Below are 21,746 nucleotides of genomic sequence, written 5' to 3' on the forward strand. Positions count from 1 at the left end.
CTGCGACACAACGCCCGCAACGCAGACCGCCCACTCGCCCTGCTCGGGCTCAAGTGATTACGAAACGGACGCCCGCCGACTACGCCGAAGCCCTGCCACATACACCAGTTACCTTCCAGACGACACCAGCGCCCAGCTGACGCCCAACCCGCAGAACGACCTGCCGAGCACGGTGCGCGACGCGCGCTCCTCGTCCAGCTCCGACAACACCTACCTCACGTCGTACAGTTACGACGCCGCGGGTAACAGCACAGGGGTAACCACGCCGGCGGTGCCCGGATTCCTGCACGGCCGCACCACCTCGATCGCGTACACCGACGGCACCACCGTCGCGGCCGCCGACGGCGGGTTCGCCCCCAAGGGCCTTCCGTACAGGACGGTTTCTCCGGGCGGCGCGACCACCACGATCTCGTACTTCAAGAACGGCGACATCGCCTCCATGACCGACCCCGACGGGCAGGTCACGTCGTTCACCTACGACAACCTCGGCCGGATGCTGACCAAGAAGGCCGTCTCGGACAGCTATCCGGCGGGCCTGACCACCACCTACACCTACGACGGCGATTCGCAGATCACCGGCGAGGTGGACCCGGCGGTCACCAACCGGGTCACCAGTGCCACCCACCAGAAGTCGACCAGCACCGTCTTCGACGCCGACGGCATGATCTCCTCCCAGACGGCCGCCGACCTCGGCGGCGGGGACGCCTCACGAACCCAGTCGTACACGTACACCCCGTACGACCAGGTGAAGACCACCACGGACGCGGCCGGCGGCATGACGACGTACACCTACGACGGGTACGGCAACCAGGCGACGGTCCAGGACCCGGCCGGCAACGTGCTGTCCTACGGGTACGACCCGAACGGCAAGCTGCTCACCCAGACCCTGAAGAACTACATCGGCGACCCGGTCAACCCGTCCGCCGCGCGCGACCTCGTCGAGTCCTCCCGCGCCTACGACCCGTCGGGACGGCTGCAGTCCCTGACGGACGCCATGGGCAACGTCACGTCGTACACCTACACTGACAACGGCCTGACGGCCACGGTCACCCGCAGCGACCCGACCGGGCACCAGCACTTCGTCGAGCAGTCCAACACCTACGACGCAGCCGGCAATCTGACCTCGCAGGTCACCAACAACGGTGCCACCACCACCAATTCGACGGTGGACGCCGCCGACCGGGTCACCGCGACGACAGTGGATCCCACCGGTGTGAACAGGACCACGACCGTCTCCTACACGCCCGACGACAAGGTGGCCACCACCACCCTCACCGACGGCACCGGCACCACTCACACCACCAGCTCCACCTACGACCCGATGGGCAACCTCACCACCCAGTCGGTGCACGAGGACGGCGTGAGCCACCCCAACGCCTGGTGGCGCCTGGACCAGAACTCGGGCAGCTCGGTCTCCGACAACTCCGGCAACGGCAACACCGCCACCGCCGGCTCCGGGATCACCTGGTCGGACGGGGCGGCCCATTTCAACGGATCGGCCGGCGGCTCGGGCAGCGTCATCGCGACCAACGGGCCCGTGCTGAACACCGCCTCCTCCTACACCGTCTCCGCCTGGGTGAACCTCTCCGACGCCTCCACGTACCGGACGTTCGTGGCCCAGGGCGGTACCAACCGGGCGTCGTTCTACCTCCAGTACTCGCTGCCCGACAACAGCTTCCGCCTCCACGCGGCCAGCCAGGACCTCGCCTCACCCTCAGCGTTCTACGACGCCGTCGCCCCGGCACACGCGACGCTGAACACCTGGACGCACCTGGTGGGTCAGTTCGACGCGAGCGCCGGAACGCTGAAGCTGTACGTCAACGGCGCCCTCGCCGCGACCACGAGTGACCCCTCGCCGTGGAGCGGGACCGGCCCGCTCTCCATCGGCGGCACCGAGACCGCGGCCGGCACCGTCACCGACGTGGTCGCCGGCTCGGTCGACAACGTGCAGGTCTACCAGCGGGCCCTGTCCGCCGGCGAGATCTCGGCCCTGTACTCCAAGGGCCGCAACGGCGGCACCACGTCCTCCTCGGACCAGGCCACTACGCGCTGGCAGCTCGACCAGCGCGGCCTGCCGCTGTCGATGACCGACCCCGACACCAACACCAGCTACTTCAGCTACGACGAAGCGGGCAACCTCGCAGTCACCACCGCCCCCGCGGTCCAGGCCGAGTCCAACGGCGGCGCGCCGGGCCTGGTCCACCCCACGAGCTACACGGGCTACGACACCTTCGGCGAGCCCACCGAGGCCGAGGGCCCGGACGGGATCGACACCACCGTCACCACCACCTACGACGCCGTCGGCCGTGTGAACTCCCAGATACTCCCCGACTACACCCCGCCAGACAGCTCCACCGTCATCAACGACGCGACCACGTCCTACCAGTACGACGACGCAGGCAACGTCAAGAGCGTCACCGATCCGCTCCAGCACACCACCACGGACCTTTACGACCAGCTCGGCGAGCTGGCCCAGACCACCGACGCCAACAACGGCGTCACCCACACGGTCTACGACGCCAACGGCGAGGTGCAGTCCCGGACCGACCCCGAAGGCGGCCAGACCCAGGCCACCTACGACTACCTGGGCCGGCCCCTGACCGCCACCTCCCTGGAGCGGTACCCGACGGCGACCGCCCTGACCACCAACAACTCCTACACGGCCTCCTCCCTGAACCCCGGCGGTGCGTTCCTCGCCTCCACCACCACCCCGGACGGCGTCACCACCGGCTACGGCTACGACGCGGTCGGCGAAAGCACCCAGGTCACCGACGGCGTCGGCAACACCACCCGTACGGCGTACGACGGCCAGGGACGCAAGACCACCGTCACCCTCCCCGACAACACCCAGAACACCGTCACCTACGACCAGCTCGGCAACCCCGTGCGGGTCGCTTCGCTCGACACCGACCACAGCACGGTCCTGGCCTCGCAGTCAGCGACCTACGACGCGGCCGGTCTGCTGCTGTCGGCCACCGACGCCCGTCAGCACACCAGCACCTACACCTACGACGCGCTCGGACACGTGACCGGCGAGACCCAGCCGGTGGACGACGGACACTCCATCACGACCTCGTTCGGCTACGACGCCGCCGGGAACGGCACGCGCTTCACCGACGGCCGCGGCAACAGCACCTACTACACCTACAACCCGTGGAACCTGCCGGAGTCGACCGTCGAACCGGCGGTGACCACCTCCACCTACAGCTACGCCAGTGCGGCCGACTCGACCTTCACCACCGCCTACGACGCAGACGGGCGCCCAGCCACCCGGACCGCCCCCGGCGGAGTGAGCGTCACCACCGGCTACGACAACGTCGGCAACATCACCGCCCAGTCCGGCGCCGGAGCCGAGACGGCCACCGCCGACCGCACCTTCACCTACGACCACGACAACCGGATGCGCAGCGCGGTCACCGCCGCGATCGGCACGACCACCGCCGCCACCGACGAGAACTTCACCTACGACGACCGCGGCAACCTGCTGACCAGCAGCGGATCAGCCGGAACGGGCTCCTTCGCCTACAACGGCGACGGACTTCTCACGGCGCGCACCGATGCCGCCGGCACCACGTCCTACGGCTACGACAACAACGACCGGCTCGCCGGCCTGACCGACCCGGCCACCGGCACCCGCCTCACCTACGGCTACAACACCCTCAACCAGCTGGCGAGCGTCCAGTACGGAACGGGCGGTGACACCCGCTCCTACGGCTACGACCACCTGCACCGGCTGACCAGCGACACGCTCAAGACCCCCGGCGGCAGCACCGTCGCCTCCATCGGCTACGGGTACGACCCCAACGGCAACGAGACCAGCAGGACCACCAGCGGATTCGCCGGCGCCACGAACAACACCTACAGCTATGACTACGCGGACCGTCTGACCTCCTGGAACAACGGCGGCACCACCACTGCGTACGCGTACGACGACTCCGGCAACCGCATCCGCGTCGGCTCCGACGTCTACACCTACGACGCCCGCGACCAGCTCACCGGCGACGGACAGAACACCTACACCTACAGCGCCCGGGGCACCCTCACCCACCAGTCCGGCACCTCCGGCGCGACCGACTTCGCCTCCGACGCCTTCAACCAGCAACTGACCCAGGGCAGCCAGACCTACCTCACCGACGCCCTCGGCCGCGTCATCACCAACACCGCCAACGGCGGGGCGACGAGGACCTTCACCTACTCCGGCACCGGTAACAACCTCGCGTCCGACGGCACGAGCACCTACACCTGGACACCCGGCGACGCCCTGGTGGGCATCGGCACACCGGGCGGCACCCCCGCGACGGCCACTCTGGCCTACACCGACCAGCACGACGACGTGGTCGGCGACTTCACCGGCACCGGCTCGGCCCTGACCGCCTCCACCGGCTACGACCCCCTCGGCAACGTCACCGGCACCACCGGCACCCCGAGCGGCAACCTCGGCTACCAGTCGGGCTGGACCGACAACGCCACCGGCAAGGTCAACATGGCCTCCCGCTGGTACAACCCGGCCACGGGCCAGTTCATGAACAAGGACACCGCGTCCCTGAACCCGGTGCCGAACTCGGCCGCCGCCAACCCCTTCGCCTACGTCGACGACAACCCCCTCACCCGCACCGACCCCACGGGCCAGAGCTGGCTCGGCGACGCCTGGAACAGCGTCAGCCACGCCGCGAGCCACGCCTGGAACGGATTCACCAGCGCGGTGAGTTCGGGGTGGCACGCCGTCACCCACTACGCCAGCGAGGCATACGACTGGGTCTCGGACAAGCTCTCCAGTGCCTGGGACGCCGTGAGCGGATGGGCCAGCGACGCCTATGACTCCGCATCGCGCGCGTTCGACCGGGAAATGGCCTCACTGGACCGCGAGATCGCCAGTCTCAACCGGCAGATCGCCCAGCTCAACAGGGAGATCGCCGACGCGAAGGCCGCGGTCAAACGCAAGGCCTCCAGCTTCAGACGGACCGCGTCGAACTTCGTGAGCCATGCCGCCCACAGCACCTACCAGGCCGTGGCCAAGCGAGTGAACACCGCCACGACCTACTTCAAGAACCACGCCGCCGCCATCGCGTCGTTCGCCGTGTCCACGGTGGTCTTCGCCGGCTGTGAAGCCGCCGTCACCGCGGGCAGCGGAGGAAGCCTGGCCATCCCCGGCGCCGTCGCCTGCGGCGCGCTCGCCGGAGCGGCCGCCGGTCTCGTTGACCAGGGCAGCAAGTGCATGGGCGGACAGAAGGGAGCCTGCTCGGTCAGCGCCTTCGCCACCTCCACCGTGCTGGGCGCCGTGGGCGGTGCCGTCGGCGGCGGCATCGGCGGAGCGCTCGGCGGCAAGCTCGCGGAGTCCGCGCTTGGCGACGCGCTGCCCAAGCTCGTCACCAACACCCTGGAAGGCGCCACCATCGGCGGCATATCCGGCGGTGCCACCGGCGCGGCCGACTACGGCCTCACCTGCTCCGAGACCCACGCCGACTGCTCCTGGTCCGGCGCGGCGGCCGCGACGGCCGACGGCGCGGAGTCCGGTGCCATCGGCGGTGCCGCGGGCGGTGTCCTCGCCACCGCGGGCGGGAAGCTGTTCGGCCGCAGTGGCTGCGGCGCCACCCACAGCTTCACCGGTACCACAGAGGTCGTGATGGCCGACGGCTCCACGCGGCCCATCGAGAAGGTCAAGGCCGGCGACAAGATTAAGGACTCCGTCCCCGGTACGAAGGGCACCCAGTCCCACACCGTCACGCGGGTCATCGTCACCTACAGCGACCATGACTTCGTGGACGTCACCATCGTGCCCACGAAGGCGAAGCCGGCGCCGAAGCCCAAGTCCGGCCTCGGCAAGCGAATCCTGACCAGGGCGGCCCTCGGCCTCGCCGCCTCCGCGGCCGTCATCACCACCGCCGCCGGCATCCCCCACCCGCACACCCCCGCCGACCGCCAGCAACTGGCCGCCGCCACCGTGGCCGAGGCCCCGTCCGCCACCTCTTCCGGCGGGGGCACCCTCACCACCACCTACCACCACCCCTTCTACGACCAGACCCGGTCCGCCTTCGTCGACGCCAAGGACCTCCACCCCGGAGACGCCCTCCAGACCCCGACCGGCACGGCAACGGTCACCGCGGTCCGCCTTTACCACGCACACACGACGACGTACGACCTGACGATCGGTGACCTCCACACGTACTATGTGGAGGCTGGCGGTACGCCGGTCCTCGTCCACAACTGCGAGTTCACCGACCGCGCTGAGGAAATACGTAAGGTAATCCATGACGGATCGAAGGATGGTGGACGGCCTTATAAGAACCAGACAGTCGCCGTTGTACGCGCCGACATGGGCGGTGGCAATCCGGTAGATGTCGTTGCCGCCAGTGGCGACGGATTGACGGAAGCGCAGACTGCCGCATTGCAGCCGGGAGAGGTCGCAGCCGTAAATGATCCTACGTTGCATGCAGAGACGAACGCGATGCAACACATCGAGAACCAGGGCTGGACGCTTTGGGATGGCGGCGCGAGCAGGAACGTCTGCCCTTACTGTGAAGATTCCATCCGAGATGCTGGCGGGCAACTTACAGGGCCGTCGAACTGGAAGGGCAGGATAAACTACTTCCTCAACGGTATCGCCAAGTTCCAGTTCAGGTGGGGGCAGCGGTCGTTCACGTTCAGAGGAGGTGGGTGAGCAGTGAAGGATGACGGGGATCTCGCACGTCGGATCGAGCGGCTTCGCGTGGTGGTGGAACGCTTCGGGCCGATTGTGGAAGCTGGGTTGTCGCGGGAGTGGACTGAAGCAGTCTCGGAGGAACCTGACTGGTTGGCATTCCGTGATCTGATGTCGAGCATGCATGACGAGTCCTCGCTGGTGCGGATCGAGGATATTGCCGGTCTCCTGGAGTGCGTTGGAAGCCTCCTTGATCTGTGGGATGAGGACCCGATGGGCTCCACCTACTATCCCTACAAGGCTGCCGAATTGATCGAGCTTCATTGCCGAATGGTCACGGGGAATCTTCCTGACGATGCACCGGTTGGTTTGAATGAGTGGCTTGATCGTTTCGCTCGGCACGTCGACTGGCAGATGGTCAAGGGTGGGATGACCCTAGAGGCTCCGCACTACTTTGCTGACCTAGAGGTATCGCTCAGGACTGGGCAGCAGCAACTGGACGGGGCGCATGCAGACGGCTTCCACACAGCCATGGAGGCCTCACGGCAAGCAGCGGACCGTTACCTGGAAGCACTGCGGTTGGCTCTCGCTGATCCTGGTGGGTCTCAGTGACGTAGCGCAGTAAGGTGATTTGACTGTAATGCCGGCCGATTCTCCCACCAGTGATTCCTGGTGGGAGAATCGATATGTCGCCCTGTCGGTGCTCGACGAGCACCTGCACCGGGCATGGGAAAGCGGCGTTCGCGGACGACGCCGCCCTGGGTGGGAATCTTTTGTGCTCAACCAGGCTGTGGCTCACACCCATGTCGGGAATCAACAGTGCCGTCCCCGGGGTCAACGTCTACCGGCACGACAGCCTCGGTGGCATCCTGCACGAGTACCAACACGTGGCGTGACCAGCACGGACGTGGTTCTTGGCACCTACAACGTCGGCGACCGCGAGCAGCGCCGTCGCCGCGGCGGCCGGTGCGGTCAGGAACCCGCTGAAGAACCGGGGGTTGGCCGCCTCTCCGGCCGGGGTGGCACCGCCGGAGGTCTCCAACGCGAGGGTGCGTCCGGCCGTGGAATCGTGCACGGCCGAAGGCCGTAAGTAGGAGTAGGTCTGCAGGAGTTGGGTCACGCGCACACGCTACGGCCGGGCACTGACACCGGGCAGCAGGGGGCGCCCGCACACCGCCGGCGCCCCCTGCTGCGGTGAGGAACCGGATGCCGCCGCTGCCTTGCCGCGGCGCGCCCACGACGGCCCTCCTCATCGGACCAGAAGCCGTCGGTTTCGGTGAAGTGCCGGATCTCATGCCTTTCGTTCTGTCGTCTTGTGGGGAGTTTTCGGGCCGCTGCGTCCGCTGCTGGTAATCGGCGTCGTCGGTTTCGCGGGAGACAGCTCTGAGCGGAGGTGTCTGCGAGAGCTGACCCCGAGTTTGGTGAACACGTTGCCGAGGTGCCATTCCACCGTGCGTGGGCTGAGGAACAGCTGGGCAGCGATCTCCTGGTTGGTGTGGCCGTCCGCGTTTCCGAACCGGTGAGCGACACAATCACACGACGATGCAGCCGACTTGAACTCCACGCGGGCTATGCCGGTGGACTTCCCGCCATGGGACCGGGTCTACGCGTTTTTCCGCCGCTGGCGCGATCACACCCTGGTCAGGGAGTTCCACGACCGGCTCCGGTCGAAGGTCCGCGAGAAGCTGGGCCGCGATGCGGAGTCGAGTGCGGGTGTGATCGACTCGCAGTCGGTCAAGGCGGACGCCGTCGTCGGTACGGACAGCCGTGGCTTCGACGGCGGGAAGCTGGTCAACGGGCGCAAGCGGCATGTCGTGGTCGACACGCTCGGCCTGCTACTGGGTGTGATGGTCACTGTGTACCTGCTGGTCGTCGGCCTGTGGCTGGGGGCTTGCCACTGACACGGCGGTGGTACTTCGCGACCTCGCGGCTGTCATGGGGTGGCACATCCCCAGCTGGGTCACTGCCACGAAGCCGGCACATCGCAACCCGCCAGCGCGAACGCGCGATGAAAGGCATCCGCTCCGTCGGCGCGGCCCAGCGGTTCCTGTCCGCATTCAGCGGCATCTCACCCCACTTCCGGCCCCACCGTCACCTGATGACCGCCTCCGACCACCGCGCCGAGATGACCATCCGCTTCGCCGTCTGGGACCACGTCACCGGAGTCGTCGCCACAGCCACCACGGCCTGACCACAGGCCGGCACCCGGGCCCCACCACGCCCCGACGCGCCATCAGGCACCCACACACCCAACAACGTGACAACGCCCTCAAAAGCCATACCCGGTGTCTCTGGGCCTCTGGACCTTACGATGGCCCGTCCAACCCACGAACAAGTTAGGACCGCTCAACTTTGAAGACCCACTTTGGCGAGGAGGTCGAGGATCAGGACTGGCTGCTCGGTGAGTTCACCCGTCGGCGCGGCGGGAAGCCGTGTCACGGGCGTGAGGCCACGTCCTGACATTGAGTGTCCCGGTCGGTGCCGCTCAGCCTGCGCTACCCTCCGCGGACGGTGGCGCCCCGGGAGACGAAGCCGCGTGCGAGCTGAGGGAGCCTGGCGGCCTCGAAAGCGCTGTACATCCCGCTCGCGACGAGTTGGAACTTGACGCCCTCGCGGCCATCGGGGCGCTCGTAGCCGTCGGGGAGGAATCGGCGGTAGTGCTCGCTGGCGCGTTGGAAGAACTGCGGGCGCTCGGCGCGGGAGAGGCACCCCTCAAGATTGAGAAGGAAGAGGTAGTGACGAATCATGCGAGTGAAGAGAAAGGGAGCCAGAGCGTCCAGGGCGGTGCGCTCCTGCAGCAGACCGAAGCTCTCTTCGTACCTGGCGAAGACGTCGAAGTGGGTGCCGCCTGGCGCGTCTGCGGGGTGTTGGGTGAGCCGGCGGCGGATTTGCACGCAGTTCCATCTCAGAACGCCGATCCGGTCAGCGGCGAGCATGGCGCGGTGGACGGCCGAGACCTCCTCGTAGAGACCGTCGGGAAATGAGAGGTGCTGCCGGATCCACATGTCGCGGCGGAACAAGCGGTCCCAGGAGTAGGCGGGGGCACCGAACAACTCAGGCAGATCGATCGGGGCGAAGGACTCACGCCCCTGCTGGGCAATCAGCTCGGCGGCGGCACCGTGCCAGGAGCGACGGTGATGCAGACGCGTATGCCCGAAGAGAAGAACGTCCGGCTCGTCTGTAGCTTGCAGCTGGTCGGCCATGGCCTGAAGTGTTGTACCCCCGACGATGTGATCGCTGTCCAGGAACAGCAGGTAATCACCGGCGGCGTGCTCCGCGCCTGCGTTGCGTATCCGGCCGATGCCGACGACACCCTTCAAGCGCACGACGGACACGCGCCCGTCACGCTGAGCGTAGTCATCCACCACGTTCGCAGGGCACTCAGGCGACTGGTCCAGGACCGCGACGACCTCCAGATCCCGGAAGGACTGGTTCAGGATCGAACGCAGGCAGCTCTCCAGCTGACCCTGCAGGTCGTGAGCGGCGACTATGACGCTGATCATTGGGGATGTGCGCATGATCATCGAAACATAGGTCGGCAGCTCAAGGCATGACAAGCTATCGGACGTGAGGGTCTGGTGCACGACCGGGTGACATCTGAACTGGCTTGCCCTGTGGGGCGGGTCGGAAGGATGTCGCTGTGCCCAAGCCTTATCCCGAGGAGTTCCGCGGGGGCGTCGCGCGGGTCGCGAGGAACCGCGGTCCGGACGTGACACTCGAGCAGGTGGCCGCCGACTTCGGCTTCCACGCGGTGACGGATCCACATGTCGCGGCGGAACAATTGGGCGCGTGCGGTGTGTCAGCCGTGCCGATCGGCGGGTGGAGCTCGGAGACAAAGCGATGCGGCTCGGTGTGGACGTGTTGGCTCCTAGGCTGCCCAGTCCAGCCCGAGGTCGGCCAGCGCCTGGAGCTTGTCGGTGGCCAGCTTGCCGCGCCTCGATTTTGTGTTCGAAAGAAATACGCCCAGCTTCACGGAGTGCTCCTGGCCGTCGACGACTACGGTCTCCACGTGGGCCCTGGGGACCGTCACAGACCCGGTTCGGGCCTTGTACTGAGCCAGAGCCGCAACGCCCCGCTCGAAGGCTCCAGAGGCCGCCTTGGCGGGTGCTTCCTGCTCCGGCGGGAGCGGTACGACACCGAGAGCCTCCAGGCGCTTGCGCTGCCCGTCCGCCAGCGCCGCCCAGACCTCCGGCTTGCTGTGAGGTCTCACTGATGTTGCGGTGATTGCATGCCGTTGACCTGCGGCGCCGCAGATGGATTGCGACGGGTTCTGGACTCTGTGTGGGCTGTTTGAACTGCGGTCCTGCAGGTTGGGTGAGACTGCCGCAGGTGCGGTGAGAACGCCTATGGTGGTGGCGGTGCCGGGGGAACGTGCGGGAAGTTGATCATATTTACAGTTCGTGGAACGCTTCTTCCCGACGTCCTTGACGGCCGTGCTGATGAGCTTGCGGAGTACCGGCCACAGCTCAAGCAGGATGCCCTTGTTGAGGAAGCGGCATCGGTCGTCACGCATGCCTTCGGCGAACACTGTTCTGTACAGGCTCATGCGCTGGCAGGGCCGGTCCAGATTGAGGATGCGCAGTCCGGACCACGCGATGTGCAGCGGCAGCTCCACCATCCCGTGTTCGGGTCCGGTCGGCTCGTTGAGGCTGGACGGCTCGGCCGCTCGGGGATGAGCCGCGGCCCGCCGGGCCCGCTGCACCTCCTCGGCGAACCGCTCCTGCTCCGCCTCCCCCGACAGGGCCTGGGTCTGGACGCGCACCAGAATGTGGGGCGCCCCGCCTTGCTGGCCGACGGAGAAGGCGGTGGCGTCGGTGTAGATCTCCACCGATTCGAAGACCAGGTCCGCGGTGCTGACCACGGCCTGGCCGGCGATCCGGTGCAGCGCGCCCAGATCGAACACCCCTTCAGGGCCCGGTCGCATGTCGCCGCCGTCAGCAGCCTGACCGCCCAAGTCGAGCGCAGCAGGACCAGTCCGATCTCCCGATGCTGCCGTCGGGCGGCCCGTAGGTATCGCCAAATGGGGTGCGTGAGTGGTCAGTTCACGCAAGGGGGCATCGGCGGAGGGATCTTCCTGGCTAGACTGCGCCATGTCCTCGACGCAACGTTTACGACCTCTCATTGCGGTCATCGGCAGTGTCGATGCCAGCCGTGAGTTTGCGCCGCCCCTGAAGGCTGTGGAACAGGCCCGCGATGCATGCCGCCTGTTGGGCGCAGAGCTGGCCAGGGGTGGGTGTGATCTTGCCGTCTTCTCGAGCAAGACTACTTACGCCGAATGGGATGTGGTCCACGGTTACGCAGGGGCCTGCACTGCGGATGCGCCGGGCCGAGTGGCCGCCTTTCCGCCGCGCCACCGCGACGTGGATTTCGCCCTGCCGCAAGGCAGTTGTGTCACGTTGGAAACCGTTCGCGACACCAGCAGCGAATGGGAGGTGGCCTATTTCCGGCGGCTACTGGAGGCGGACGGCGTGGTGCTGATCGGGGGAGGACAGTCGACGCGCATTGCCGGGATTGTCGCCTTGTCCCAGCGCATTCCCGTGTTGCCGGTGGCCGCGTTCGGTGGCGGCGCCGGTCAGGTATGGGTGAATCTCGACAAGGTCCGCAACGACACTGACGACGACGATATCGCCCTGATGGGGGACAACTGGCAGTCCGATTCGGCGGCCCGGCTGGTGGCCTGCCTGCTTCTGCAGCGGACGCGTCGGCGGCAGGCGGAGCAGGAGGCGCGACGGGCGGCCCGTTCGAGCATGCGGCGGGCCAGTACCGGACTTGTTGCAGCGGTGCTGAGCCTGCTCGGCGCCCTGGCCCTGCTGGTCACGGCGGGATCTCCTGGGCCGGCCACGGTGCACCGGATGACGGTGTTGGTGGCCGCTCCGCTGCTGGCCTCGGTGGCCGGGGCGCTGATCCGGCATACGTTCGAGACGGAGTCCGGCTGGCTGCGGGCAGCGGTGCGGGGACTGGGTGCCGGGCTGGTGTCCGTGCTGCTGTACTGCGCATCCCAGTTGCTGACGGTGCCTGCACTGCTGGAGGACCTGGATGTGCGCCGGCTGCTGTTCTTCACGGTGCCGCTCGGCTTCAGCGCCGGTTTCACTTTCGATCTGGTTTTCGAGCGGCTGCGTACGGGGGGAGGGAGCGTGACACCGGGGGGAGGGGATCCGTTGGCACAGGGGACGCAAGGGTCCCCGGGCGCCCCCGGGTCGCCGCCGTGACCCGTTCTGAACGGGAGGCTTCCCGAAGCCGTATTACGGGTATGTAACGACGGCGCGGACTGGAGGCAAGGGTGGGCATTTTCGCCCATTATTGTCATGGAATGTGGGTCAATGGTGAAGGGGGAATGCCGTGGACTCATTGTCACCTGCACTGCTGGTCAAGGCCGCGCTCACTGCGGCCGGACACACAATGGATGAGCCAGAGCGCCACGTGTGGAGCCGGCTCGCTGCATTAGTCGTACAGCCGCCGGACGAACTCGCCGGGGCTGTTCCTGCGCCTGGGCAGATGGAGCTGGAAGCTCTGTTCGCGGCGCCCACCAGCGAAACCAGAGCCGAAGCTCTTGCCGATGCGCTGACACGGCGGGCGAGGCGTGACCCCTCGTTCCGGCGGGAGCTGGAGGCGTGGGGGCAGGAAACCCGTCAGCGGTCGCACCGGGACGAGACGCTGCTGGATGCCCGAGCCGCAGCCGTGCAAGGCTCGCTGGTGCAGGCCGGAGCGGTAACCGGCGTCAGGTTCGTCACCTACGGGCCCGGCAGCCGCCACAGCGCCACCTGAAGACTTCTCGAGCCGGCTGCCTGACAGAGCCGGCTCTCCCTCCGGCCCGGCTCGCCTACGACAACGCGCGTGACTCGGCGGCCGACTCGTCCCTGAAGTGCAGCGCCTCCCGCAAAACCTTGCTGGCTTCACTTTTCTGCCCTGTGGTGGCAAACAAGTCACTCAGCAGCAGCAGCGCCTCCATCATCCCCTCTGTGGAACGCCCATGGCGGAATGCCTCGGTGGCCAACCGAAGGTACTGCACCGCCTGCGGATCACCGTTGCTCATCGCGGCACGGCTCAGTCCCAGCAGAGCATGCGCACGCCCGGTGATGTTCCCCAACGATGCGTGCGCGTCGGCGCTGGCGGTGAGCGTTGCCTGCGCCTGGGGCGCATGCCCCTCAGCCAGCTGGGCCAGCCCCAGATTGAGCAGCGCCTCGGCCGCCCCGGCCTCGTCTCCCGCGCCTTGGAGGTCCACCACCGTCTGGCTGAGCACCTCGACAGCCGTACTGTGCTCGCCGAGGCGACGCAGTGCCTTGCCCAGGTTGTTGCTGCACTGTGCGGCCGACAGGGCGTCGCCGCTGCCGCGGTAGAGATGGAGCGCCTCTTCCAGTTGCCACACCGCTTCACCCCCCCGGTTGGTGTCCAGCAAGGCCAGCCCGAGGTTATTGCGCGCCTGCGCCTCGTTGCGGGCGTCCGCCAACTCTCCGTAGGCGGACACCGCGTCATCCAAGCAGCGGACAGCCTCGGTGAAGAGGCCAGCCTCCATCATGGCCCGACCGAGTCGTTCCCTCATGTCCGCCTGTCCCCGCCGGCTGCCGCCGTCATCATCCAGCGCGGTGGCCTCCAGCAGCACGGCCACCGCCTCCTCCCGCTGACCAGTGCGCAACAAAGCCGTGCCCAGGTTGGCCAGGAGCATTGCCCGGTCCTGCGCCGGCGCCTGAACATGAGTCAGCAGTTCGCCGGCCTGCAGCAACGGATCAATCGCCTGAACGGGTTCTCCCGCCTCCAGCAACGCGAGACCAAGATGGCTGAGCACCTGGGCGCGCATCGGCTCGCCGGAAGCGTCCACGTAGTACCTGGCGGCATCACGCAGAACCTGCGCGGCATGCCGGGGGCGGTTGCCGACCAGCAGCGTCGCCCCCAGATTCCGCAGCATCACCGCGTAGGCCGCACGGCGGTCTCCCAGACGGCCGTGCAGTTCGGCCGCACGCTTGAGCGCGTCCAGGGCCTCTTCGAAGTTGCCTGTCCTGGCCATGGCCAGGGCGAAATTGTTCAGCGCCGCCGCCCGCGTGTACTGATCGTCCTCGCTGCTTCCGGGGGAGTCGAGGACGGCGCGCATGACATGGAGGAGGTCTTCGAAGTGCTGTCCCCGCGTCAAGAATTCCGCTAAGGCCAGTGCGATCGCAGCAGCGGTGCGGCGACGGCCCTCCTTGAGGCAGCAGTCCACGGCCGCCACCAGGCTGACACGCTCGCTCCTCAGCCAGAGCACAGCCTGGCGCCGGGATGCGAACACCTTTGCATCCGGCGGGGTTTTTCCCCGAAGCCAGCCATCGGCTGCCTCAGCATGCAGCTGGTAATGGTGCATGAGACGCTCGAACGCCTCTTCTTTCTCGTCCTCGAGGGCATGTTCCAGGCCCAGGTCGGCCGCATACTGGCGCACGAGGCTGTGCATGTGCCACCGGCCGCCTCGCGGTTCGTGATCGAGCAGGTGCAAACGGACCAGTCTGCGCAGCAACCGCTCCGGCGGACGGCCGAGCAGAGCGGCGGCTGCAGGGGAGGTGAATTCGGGGGTGGGGAGCAGAGCCAGCAGACGAAAGACCCGCGCCTGTGTGGGATTGAGCCGGGAGTACGACCTGTCAATGGCAACGCGGACGGACTGGTCCTCATAGGCCAAGGCGTCCAGGCTGATCGGCGCCTGCTCGATGGCGGCGACCAGAGCGGGCACGGTCAGGGTGCGGTCTGCGGCCAGCAGCGCGGCAGCGACGGACAGGGCCAGCGGCAGCCGTCCGCACGCCTCGACCAGTTCCTGCGCAGCCTCTTCCTCGGGGCCGACGCCGCCAGCCTGCTCCGGGGAAGCCAGTGAAGCCAGTCTTGCCTCGAGCAAGCGGTGCGCGTCTGCTGCCTCCAGGGGGCCGAGCTCCACGGGCTCGGCCCGTTGGGGTCCCTCCCCGCGTGAGGTGACCAGGACGGATAGGCCCGGGGCGAGCGAAGGCAGGTCGTCGAACTCCCAGGACGGGGCGTCGTCCAGGACAAGCAGAACGGGCTGATGGCCTGTGCCGGTGAGCTGGTGCAGCAGTGCCGCGCACACCACCCACTGCACGGCCTCGTCGTCCGGCTGGCCCTTCCGGGAGAGGCCGAGTCTGGTCAGCAGACGCGACGGCGTGAACGGCTGGCCCGCCAGGTTCATCCACAGGATCCCGCCGGGAAACCAGCCCCGCCGGCGTGCTCGGTGCGCGGCCTCCACCGCAAGAGCGGTCTTGCCGGCTCCGGACAGACCTGTGACAACGGCGAATGCGGACCTCGCGGCCCTAGTGCCGAGGAGAAAGAACAGCTGTTCCAACTCTGTGGCCCGCCCGACGAAACCTTCCGTGCGCGCCGGCAGTTCGCTGCGAGGCATGATTTTGAGGCGGGGCTGTTCAAACGCCAAAGCCTGAGTCCCGCCCGTCCCCGCGAACGGAGCCCGCAGCGCAACATTCGGGCGGCGCTCCGGCATCTGGACGTGTGCGGCCCGGGCCAGCAGGGCCGCGGCCCGCGGGCCCATACCGGCGCGACTGTCAGGAAACGGACGGGCCGTGGCCAGAAGCAGCAGGGGCCGCCGGGCGGGGTCCGTGAGCACCTCCTCCAGCGCCTCCGCCACCTTCTCACCGGCCAACGCATCGGCCAGAAGAAGATCGATGTCGTCCAGCCACACCACGGTCTGTGAGCCCAACTGGTCGTGGGCCACAGCATCGATCATTACCTGAGCACGGTCCAGTAGCTCCGGGCACCATACCCACCAGTCGCTGAGAACACGGCGCATCGCCTCCCATGCCGTACGGGTGCGGCCGCTGGCCGGCCTCCCGGTGACCACCACCAGCCGACTGCCCGCACGGGCACCGCGCAGGACAACTGCCAGTCGCGTATCAACGGCGTTCGGGAGGTAGGGGTCGGGGCCGGTGCGCACCTCATAGAGCGGATGGCGGTAGTCACGTGGGCGCTTGCCCTGGTGCGGGCTGATGACCGGAGCAATACCGAAGCGAACAGCCGATGCATTCGTGAGGTCCGTGACAGGGCCACCCAGCAGACCGCGGTCCTGCCGGGCCGTCGTGGCAATGGCCGGATAGCCGATTACCTCTGAACTGCCGGGCGCACCCAGCTGGTAGACCACACCGCGGGCGGTGCGCACGTAGACGGGAACGTCCGAAACCGGCACGCTCATACGTCCTCCGCGCGGGACCCGCACTTTCTCTGCCTGCTCCCAGGCGGTGAGATCGTGGGCGATTTCAAGAATGCGTGGCTGCGTGTCGGGAACCAGGACGCTCTCCGCCGGCCAGCCCGGATCTCCGACGGTGACGTACCCGCCGTCGTGCCGCACGGAAAGAATGACGTCACTTACGCCCCCAAGGTGGGCAGGCTGGACGGGGGCGGAAACACGGGCGGGGGAGAGGGAGGAAGAGCCCTCCAGGTGCAGCACATCGAAGAGGTCGAGTGCTGCAGGAGCCTGCCTCACCCGCTCGGGGAAACGCTGCCAGGCTCCTGCGAACCAGCGGCGTAACCCATCGCGCCGCTCTGGTGTCTCCACAGCAGCCCGCAGCGCACGTTCCAGCAGCCGATCCACCGCGAACTGGGGGTCACCATCCGCCTCCGGCGTTCGCACTCCGGCATCGGCCAGCACCGCCGCCCACGTGACCTGCTCTTCCAACGCCAGCACAGGGGAAAGGCTGCGATGCGTCCGAAAGATGGCCTCGCCCGCCCGCCGCACGGCATCGCCCGGCATGCTTGCCACCAGTTCATCACGCAGTTCGTTCCTCAGCGGCTCCAGCAGCGAGGGGCGCAGCGCCATGTACTGGGCGGCGTTGCGGTGCGCCCACGGCCCGAACCACAGCGCGGATTCCGCGCCCACATCGAGGTCGGGACGGATCCTGATACGAACCGTCCGCATTAGTTCGGGTTCGATACGGGTGGCGGTGCTCAGGACGACAGCCAGTCGGCGGGCTGTCCTTGGCATGTCCTCAAGGCGCGGCAGGCCTGACTCGTGGCCGGGGATGCGAACGTGTTCCGCACTCATGACAGTCCGATCAGGGCACGTGCCGTGGTCGTCGTCCGGTCCCAGCTCAGTACCGGCATCAGGGAAGTCAGCCATGCGGGAAAGCGATCGGGCGGCATCGGTGCCAAAGCAGCGGGCAGACAGCCGTTGCGCCGCATCAGATCAACCGCGGCCTCCCAGTCCCTGCGCAGCCGGTAGGCAGCGCTGCCTCCGCTGTTCCCATGCTGTCCGAAGTCGCTGAGCACGAGCACCTTGGCGCCGCTCGCCGGCGGCCGGTAGGGCTTCCACGTCCATCCAGCGCCCTCACCGCACCGGTGCAGCGGACAATCCGTGAAATACCTAACTTCGCAGCTGTGACGGCCGGCGATCGCCGCCACCCGCTCCAGAATCTCCATCTCGTCTCGCAGGAACGGTTGCATGCCTTCTCCGAGATCGACCAGAAGCTGCACCCCGAACCGCAGCGTACGTACCGGGCGACGGGGCAGTTCGGTAACAAAGGCGTTCTCGGCCACCAGATCGAGCAGACGCTCGAGGTCGACCGGCCCCTCGAACACGATGCGCGACAGCACTGCGTGGAGCGTGGCCGCTTCGGAGCTGGGCGGCAGCAACGGCTCGTAGGGCGCAGGGTGCGCGGCAGGCTGTTGATCCTGCAGGGCCAGGGCTGGCTCGGCCCACGCACGGGGCTCACTCTGCCCCGAACTCAAGGGCGTCAGCAAAGGAGTGGGCTCATCCGGGAACGGCTGGGCAGGCGAGGCACTCTCCGTAGCAGGTGCAGAAGGCCGGGCAGGAGGCGGAGGCTGCGGAGAGGGGGGCACGGCCCCGCTGTGCGGGGCGCCTGTTTGCGACGCTCTGCGCACCGGGGCGGGCATCTGCATCCCCAGCAACTCGGCGATCTCGGTCAACGTGACGTGGTCGGCCAGATCCACGCCCAGCGAAGTGACCACCCGCGCCATGTCAGCGATCCAGATCTCCCCTGAAGGCCAGGGCCCTTCCGCCTGCTGAAGACGCTCGATGTCCACTGCTCAGTCCCTCAGATGCTGTGGCTTGAAGAGTGTGAGTCCGCGGATTGCCTGCCAGTTCTCGTCGTCTTTGCGCACCTCGAAGCCCAGCGACCGGCATGCCCACAGCGCATCCAGATACTCGGCGGTACTGGGCTCCCGGATGCCCTCCTGGCGCGCTGCATCCCTCACATTCTTCAGTTCCGTGGCCAAGGCCGAGGCCAGCTCCAGATCCTTTTCGTCAACCTTGCCGAGGCGGGCCCGCAGATGCTCCTCAGCGATACGCACCAGTTCCTCCACCTCGGTGGGAGGCACCAGCTTGGCGATGACACACCGTCGGAGGAAAGCCTGCGGCAGTTCCCGCTCCTCATTCGTCGTGATGACTACCAGATTCCGGTGGAAGGGGCGCTCCTGGAACTCACCTCCCGACGCCTCGAACTCCACCCGTGTCCCGGACTCGGCGACAGTGAAGCCGTGCGACGCCAGCGGCGCTAGCAGCCCGTTGGGCACATCGGGATCCGCCTTGTCGATCTCGTCGATCAACACCACGGCATGCTGGGCATCACGTCCCTTGTTCCGCTTCTCCAGCGGATGCTCATACGCCTCCACGATGCCTTCGCGTGCACGCTGCATGGCCCGGACGTGACGGGCCGCGGATTCCGGCGCAAAAGCCCACCACAGAGGGCCCGGCTCGACGTAGTAGTCGGGACTCAGATGCTTGGACCCTCTGCCCAATAACCCTCTTGTCGGGGTCTGGGCTTCGGCCAAGCGGCGAACCCCGTCATACGTCCACTGCAGATCGCGGGCCCGAGTCTGGGAGGTCACCACGAAGTTGTAGTAGCGCCAGCCACGCTCTTTGGCCACGAAGGGCGCCATCGAACTCTTGCCGGACCCCGGCTTGCCCCGCAGCAGAAGCGGACGCCCCGCAGCCAGAGCAACTTTGACTGAGAGCTTGAGGGAATCGGGCATTACGTAGACCAGGCCGTCGTCGCGGTCCGGAACATGAGTTTGAGAACCGCTCGCCACGGTCATAGGTCCTGCCTTTCATCGACTGGCATTCATCCGGCCGGCTGCACCGCAGCATCCAGACGCGTCTTGAGGGAGTACGCGCGCTGCTCCGCTCCCACCGGCAAGCCCACTGAGACCGCGCGGGTCAGCTCAAGACTGCGCAACTCGTCCTCGACGGGCCTGCCTTCCGGAGTCAGCAGTATGACAATCAGCCAGGAGAACCATCCGTGCAGTGTGTTGACCACCGTGGCCACGTCCTGCAGGCGCCAATCGGCGGCGTTGATGACCAGATAGTCGCGGATCCGCTCCCGCGCCTGCACCGTGTGCTCATTGAGCGGCATCTGCGGCGGCACCCCGAAGACCTTTCGTAACGCCGCCAGGCACGCATCGAGAAGGTCCTCAGCCGGTGCACGCTCGTCGACCGGCATCTCCTGCGGATCGGGCAGCCGTCCCAACTGAAAGCTGTCCGGCTCGTTGTACAGCGCCCGCCGGATATGTTGGCCAGCGGTCCACTCGTCGTAGGCGTGCAGCAAAACCACCGGTCGGCGTGCTGTCTCCCCTGCGGAGGAGACCGGAGCGAAGGGGACAGCATCATCCGGATCCACCCAGCCCGGCAGGATTTCCTCGGCGAGATGCTCCAACTGCCGACCGTCCAGCCCGGCCCGCAAGGCGGCCACAGCGCGCGGGAGGGGGCTGTCAGCCGACCCTTCTCGAGTGATCGACCCGGCTCTCAGTATCAGGTGGGCGAGGAACATCTCGGCGCCGACCTTAGCCCGTACATGCAGCATCTCATCGTGGCTGCAGCTCAGTTGGGCCGCTGCTTCGGTCACGGTGTCGAAGTTGTTCCGACGTGAAGTCGTCAGGAAAGCGGCCACCCGCTTGACCCATGCATGAAACGGCCGGTCACCCACAGGCTCCACCACCGGGGCGAACTCGGCGACCACCCATTCCACAAACTGTTCAACCTCGCCGCCCTCGGGCAGGGGCTTGCGGTTCCCGAGTTCGGCCTGGAGCATCAGTAGCGCGTTGAATCCCCGCTTTCGGGCGGCTTGCGTGTCCTGGGTACCCAGAAAGACAGGCAGGACAGTCCGTAAGCTGCGCACGATGTGCCGCCCCATGAGGACATCAGCCTCACGCCGCACCCACTGAGACTCCGCGATCGTCACAGGCCCGAGCAGTACAATCGCCGCGTCGCACAGATACATTTCCTCGTACAGGACGTCGTGCCAGGAGTCGCCGGCACGGAGCTTTTCGACATCGGTGAAGACGTCATATCCCCGTTCGACCAGCCGTGGCTCGATCAGACGTAACGCCTCATCGACGCAGCCGTCCTTGCCCTTTCCCCCGTGGCTGATAAAGATCTTCAGCGTTGCTCCCCCAGACTCACCGTGAGGGACACCCCCTCCCCCTACCGGTATGCCGCAGCGGTCCTACCGGCCTCTGCGCAGAGATTGTGCTGCACACACCGCTGCCACGCACCATTTTCGTCATAGCCCGCGGGCATTTTTCTCAGCCTTGGGGGACAGGGGAGGGCGTCGCCTGCGCAGGCAAAGGGTCTGAGTCGGCCCGACGCTCAATCGCTGGTATGCCAGGCGCTCTCGGTGGTGGTGATCTGGGCGGCGAGGCGGATGTACTCGGCCCGCAGCAGCCACGCGTGGGGACTGCTGCAGCCCAGCCCTCGGGCCGGGCTGCGCGCCGGGCGGTATCACGCCTACCTCACCGCGGTGATGACCGACGACGAGAACGCAGACGTAGCGCTAGTGTGATGCGCCGGAAATCTCGGGCTTAAGTCTGTCTCAGGTTTCGGTAGTCGGTTGAGGGTCTGTAAAGCGAGCGGTGTAACTGGGGTTGGTGTGGCTAGAGTTGGCCTGCGGTGAGGCGGCCGTCGAAGGCCAGGTCGAAGGCGTTCATGGCGCCCTTCCAGCGCATGGTCCAGCGTTTGCGGCCGGCGCCGGTCGGGTCGAGGCTCATGACGGCCATGTAGACGCACTTGAGGGCGGCCTGCTCCGTGGGGAAGTGCCCGCGGGAGCGGACGGCCTTGCGGATGCGGGCGTTGACGCTCTCGATGCTGTTGGTCGTGCACACAATTCGGCGTATTTCCGCATCAAAC

General features: G+C 67.1%; 12 protein-coding genes and 4 pseudogenes. 7 read left to right on the forward strand and 9 right to left on the reverse strand.

Annotation, left to right across the window (positions count from 1 at the left end; translation table 11 throughout):
- The first annotated feature begins 172 nt into the window (after positions 1-172).
- Together ABZ656_RS44540 and ABZ656_RS44545 are read left to right on the forward strand one after the other, a co-directional pair.
- Positions 173-6,658: a LamG-like jellyroll fold domain-containing protein gene (locus ABZ656_RS44540; RefSeq protein ID WP_360276456.1), complete on the forward strand. Its 6,486-nt coding sequence runs from the start codon at positions 173-175 to the stop codon at positions 6,656-6,658.
- 3 nt (positions 6,659-6,661) lie between these two features.
- Complete coding sequence (locus ABZ656_RS44545) at positions 6,662-7,249, forward strand: hypothetical protein (protein WP_360276459.1); 588 nt, start codon at positions 6,662-6,664, stop codon at positions 7,247-7,249.
- Positions 7,250-7,478: 229 nt separating this feature from the next.
- Here the strand turns inward: ABZ656_RS44545 and ABZ656_RS44550 are convergent, their stop codons facing one another.
- Both ABZ656_RS44550 and ABZ656_RS44555 read right to left on the reverse strand, forming a co-directional pair.
- A complete protein-coding gene (locus ABZ656_RS44550; protein ID WP_360276462.1) occupies positions 7,479-7,757 on the reverse strand; it encodes a hypothetical protein in 279 nt (92 codons plus the stop codon).
- 171 nt (positions 7,758-7,928) lie between these two features.
- Positions 7,929-8,141 (reverse strand): annotated as a pseudogene (locus tag ABZ656_RS44555) (helix-turn-helix transcriptional regulator); the annotation flags it as partial.
- 166 nt (positions 8,142-8,307) lie between these two features.
- Here ABZ656_RS44555 and ABZ656_RS44560 point away from each other — a divergent pair.
- Both ABZ656_RS44560 and ABZ656_RS44565 read left to right on the forward strand, forming a co-directional pair.
- Positions 8,308-8,490: pseudogene (locus tag ABZ656_RS44560) on the forward strand (transposase); the annotation flags it as partial.
- 134 nt (positions 8,491-8,624) lie between these two features.
- Positions 8,625-8,828, forward strand: a pseudogene (locus ABZ656_RS44565) (IS6 family transposase); the annotation flags it as partial.
- A gap of 304 nt (positions 8,829-9,132) precedes the next feature.
- Here the strand turns inward: ABZ656_RS44565 and ABZ656_RS44570 are convergent.
- Positions 9,133-10,221 carry a glycosyltransferase family 2 protein gene (locus ABZ656_RS44570; RefSeq protein ID WP_075033438.1) on the reverse strand — a complete coding sequence of 363 codons (1,089 nt, stop codon included), beginning with the start codon at positions 10,219-10,221 and terminating at the stop codon, positions 9,133-9,135.
- A gap of 284 nt (positions 10,222-10,505) precedes the next feature.
- Positions 10,506-10,823 (reverse strand): annotated as a pseudogene (locus tag ABZ656_RS44575) (helicase associated domain-containing protein); the annotation flags it as partial.
- Between the two features lie 904 nt (positions 10,824-11,727).
- On the opposite strand from ABZ656_RS44575, the gene ABZ656_RS44580 reads away from it, so the two are divergent.
- Entirely contained in the window at positions 11,728-12,846 is a 1,119-nt protein-coding gene (locus ABZ656_RS44580) for a hypothetical protein (RefSeq protein ID WP_360276466.1), read from the forward strand.
- A 130-nt stretch (positions 12,847-12,976) separates the two neighbouring features.
- On the forward strand, positions 12,977-13,402 hold the full coding sequence (locus ABZ656_RS44585; protein ID WP_360276469.1) for a hypothetical protein: 426 nt from the start codon (positions 12,977-12,979) through the stop codon (positions 13,400-13,402).
- A gap of 55 nt (positions 13,403-13,457) precedes the next feature.
- Here the strand turns inward: ABZ656_RS44585 and ABZ656_RS44590 are convergent, their stop codons facing one another.
- The 4 genes from ABZ656_RS44590 to ABZ656_RS44605 are packed head-to-tail and all read right to left on the reverse strand — an operon-like array spanning position 13,458 to position 21,054.
- Positions 13,458-17,651, reverse strand: a complete 4,194-nt coding sequence (locus ABZ656_RS44590; protein WP_360276472.1) for a tetratricopeptide repeat protein — start codon at positions 17,649-17,651, stop codon at positions 13,458-13,460.
- Positions 17,648-18,649 (reverse strand): hypothetical protein, encoded by a 1,002-nt coding sequence (locus ABZ656_RS44595; protein WP_360276475.1) that lies wholly within the window; start codon positions 18,647-18,649, stop codon positions 17,648-17,650. The genes ABZ656_RS44590 and ABZ656_RS44595 overlap by 4 nt, the downstream gene beginning before the upstream one ends.
- Positions 18,650-18,652: 3 nt before the next feature.
- Positions 18,653-19,660, reverse strand: coding sequence for an AAA family ATPase (locus ABZ656_RS44600; RefSeq protein ID WP_355976009.1), 1,008 nt, complete (start codon positions 19,658-19,660; stop codon positions 18,653-18,655).
- A 26-nt stretch (positions 19,661-19,686) separates the two neighbouring features.
- A complete protein-coding gene (locus ABZ656_RS44605) occupies positions 19,687-21,054 on the reverse strand; it encodes a toll/interleukin-1 receptor domain-containing protein (protein ID WP_360276486.1) in 1,368 nt (455 codons plus the stop codon).
- A 183-nt stretch (positions 21,055-21,237) separates the two neighbouring features.
- Here ABZ656_RS44605 and ABZ656_RS44610 point away from each other — a divergent pair, with 183 nt between their 5' ends.
- Positions 21,238-21,402 carry a hypothetical protein gene (locus ABZ656_RS44610; RefSeq protein ID WP_360276479.1) on the forward strand — a complete coding sequence of 55 codons (165 nt, stop codon included), beginning with the start codon at positions 21,238-21,240 and terminating at the stop codon, positions 21,400-21,402.
- A 91-nt stretch (positions 21,403-21,493) separates the two neighbouring features.
- Here ABZ656_RS44610 and ABZ656_RS44615 read toward each other — a convergent pair.
- Positions 21,494-21,746, reverse strand: a 253-nt coding sequence (locus ABZ656_RS44615) for a transposase (protein WP_360276483.1), incomplete at its 5' end; no start/stop codon positions are given.

The organism is Streptomyces sp. NPDC007095, assembly GCF_040634475.1.
GTDB lineage: Bacteria > Actinomycetota > Actinomycetes > Streptomycetales > Streptomycetaceae > Streptomyces.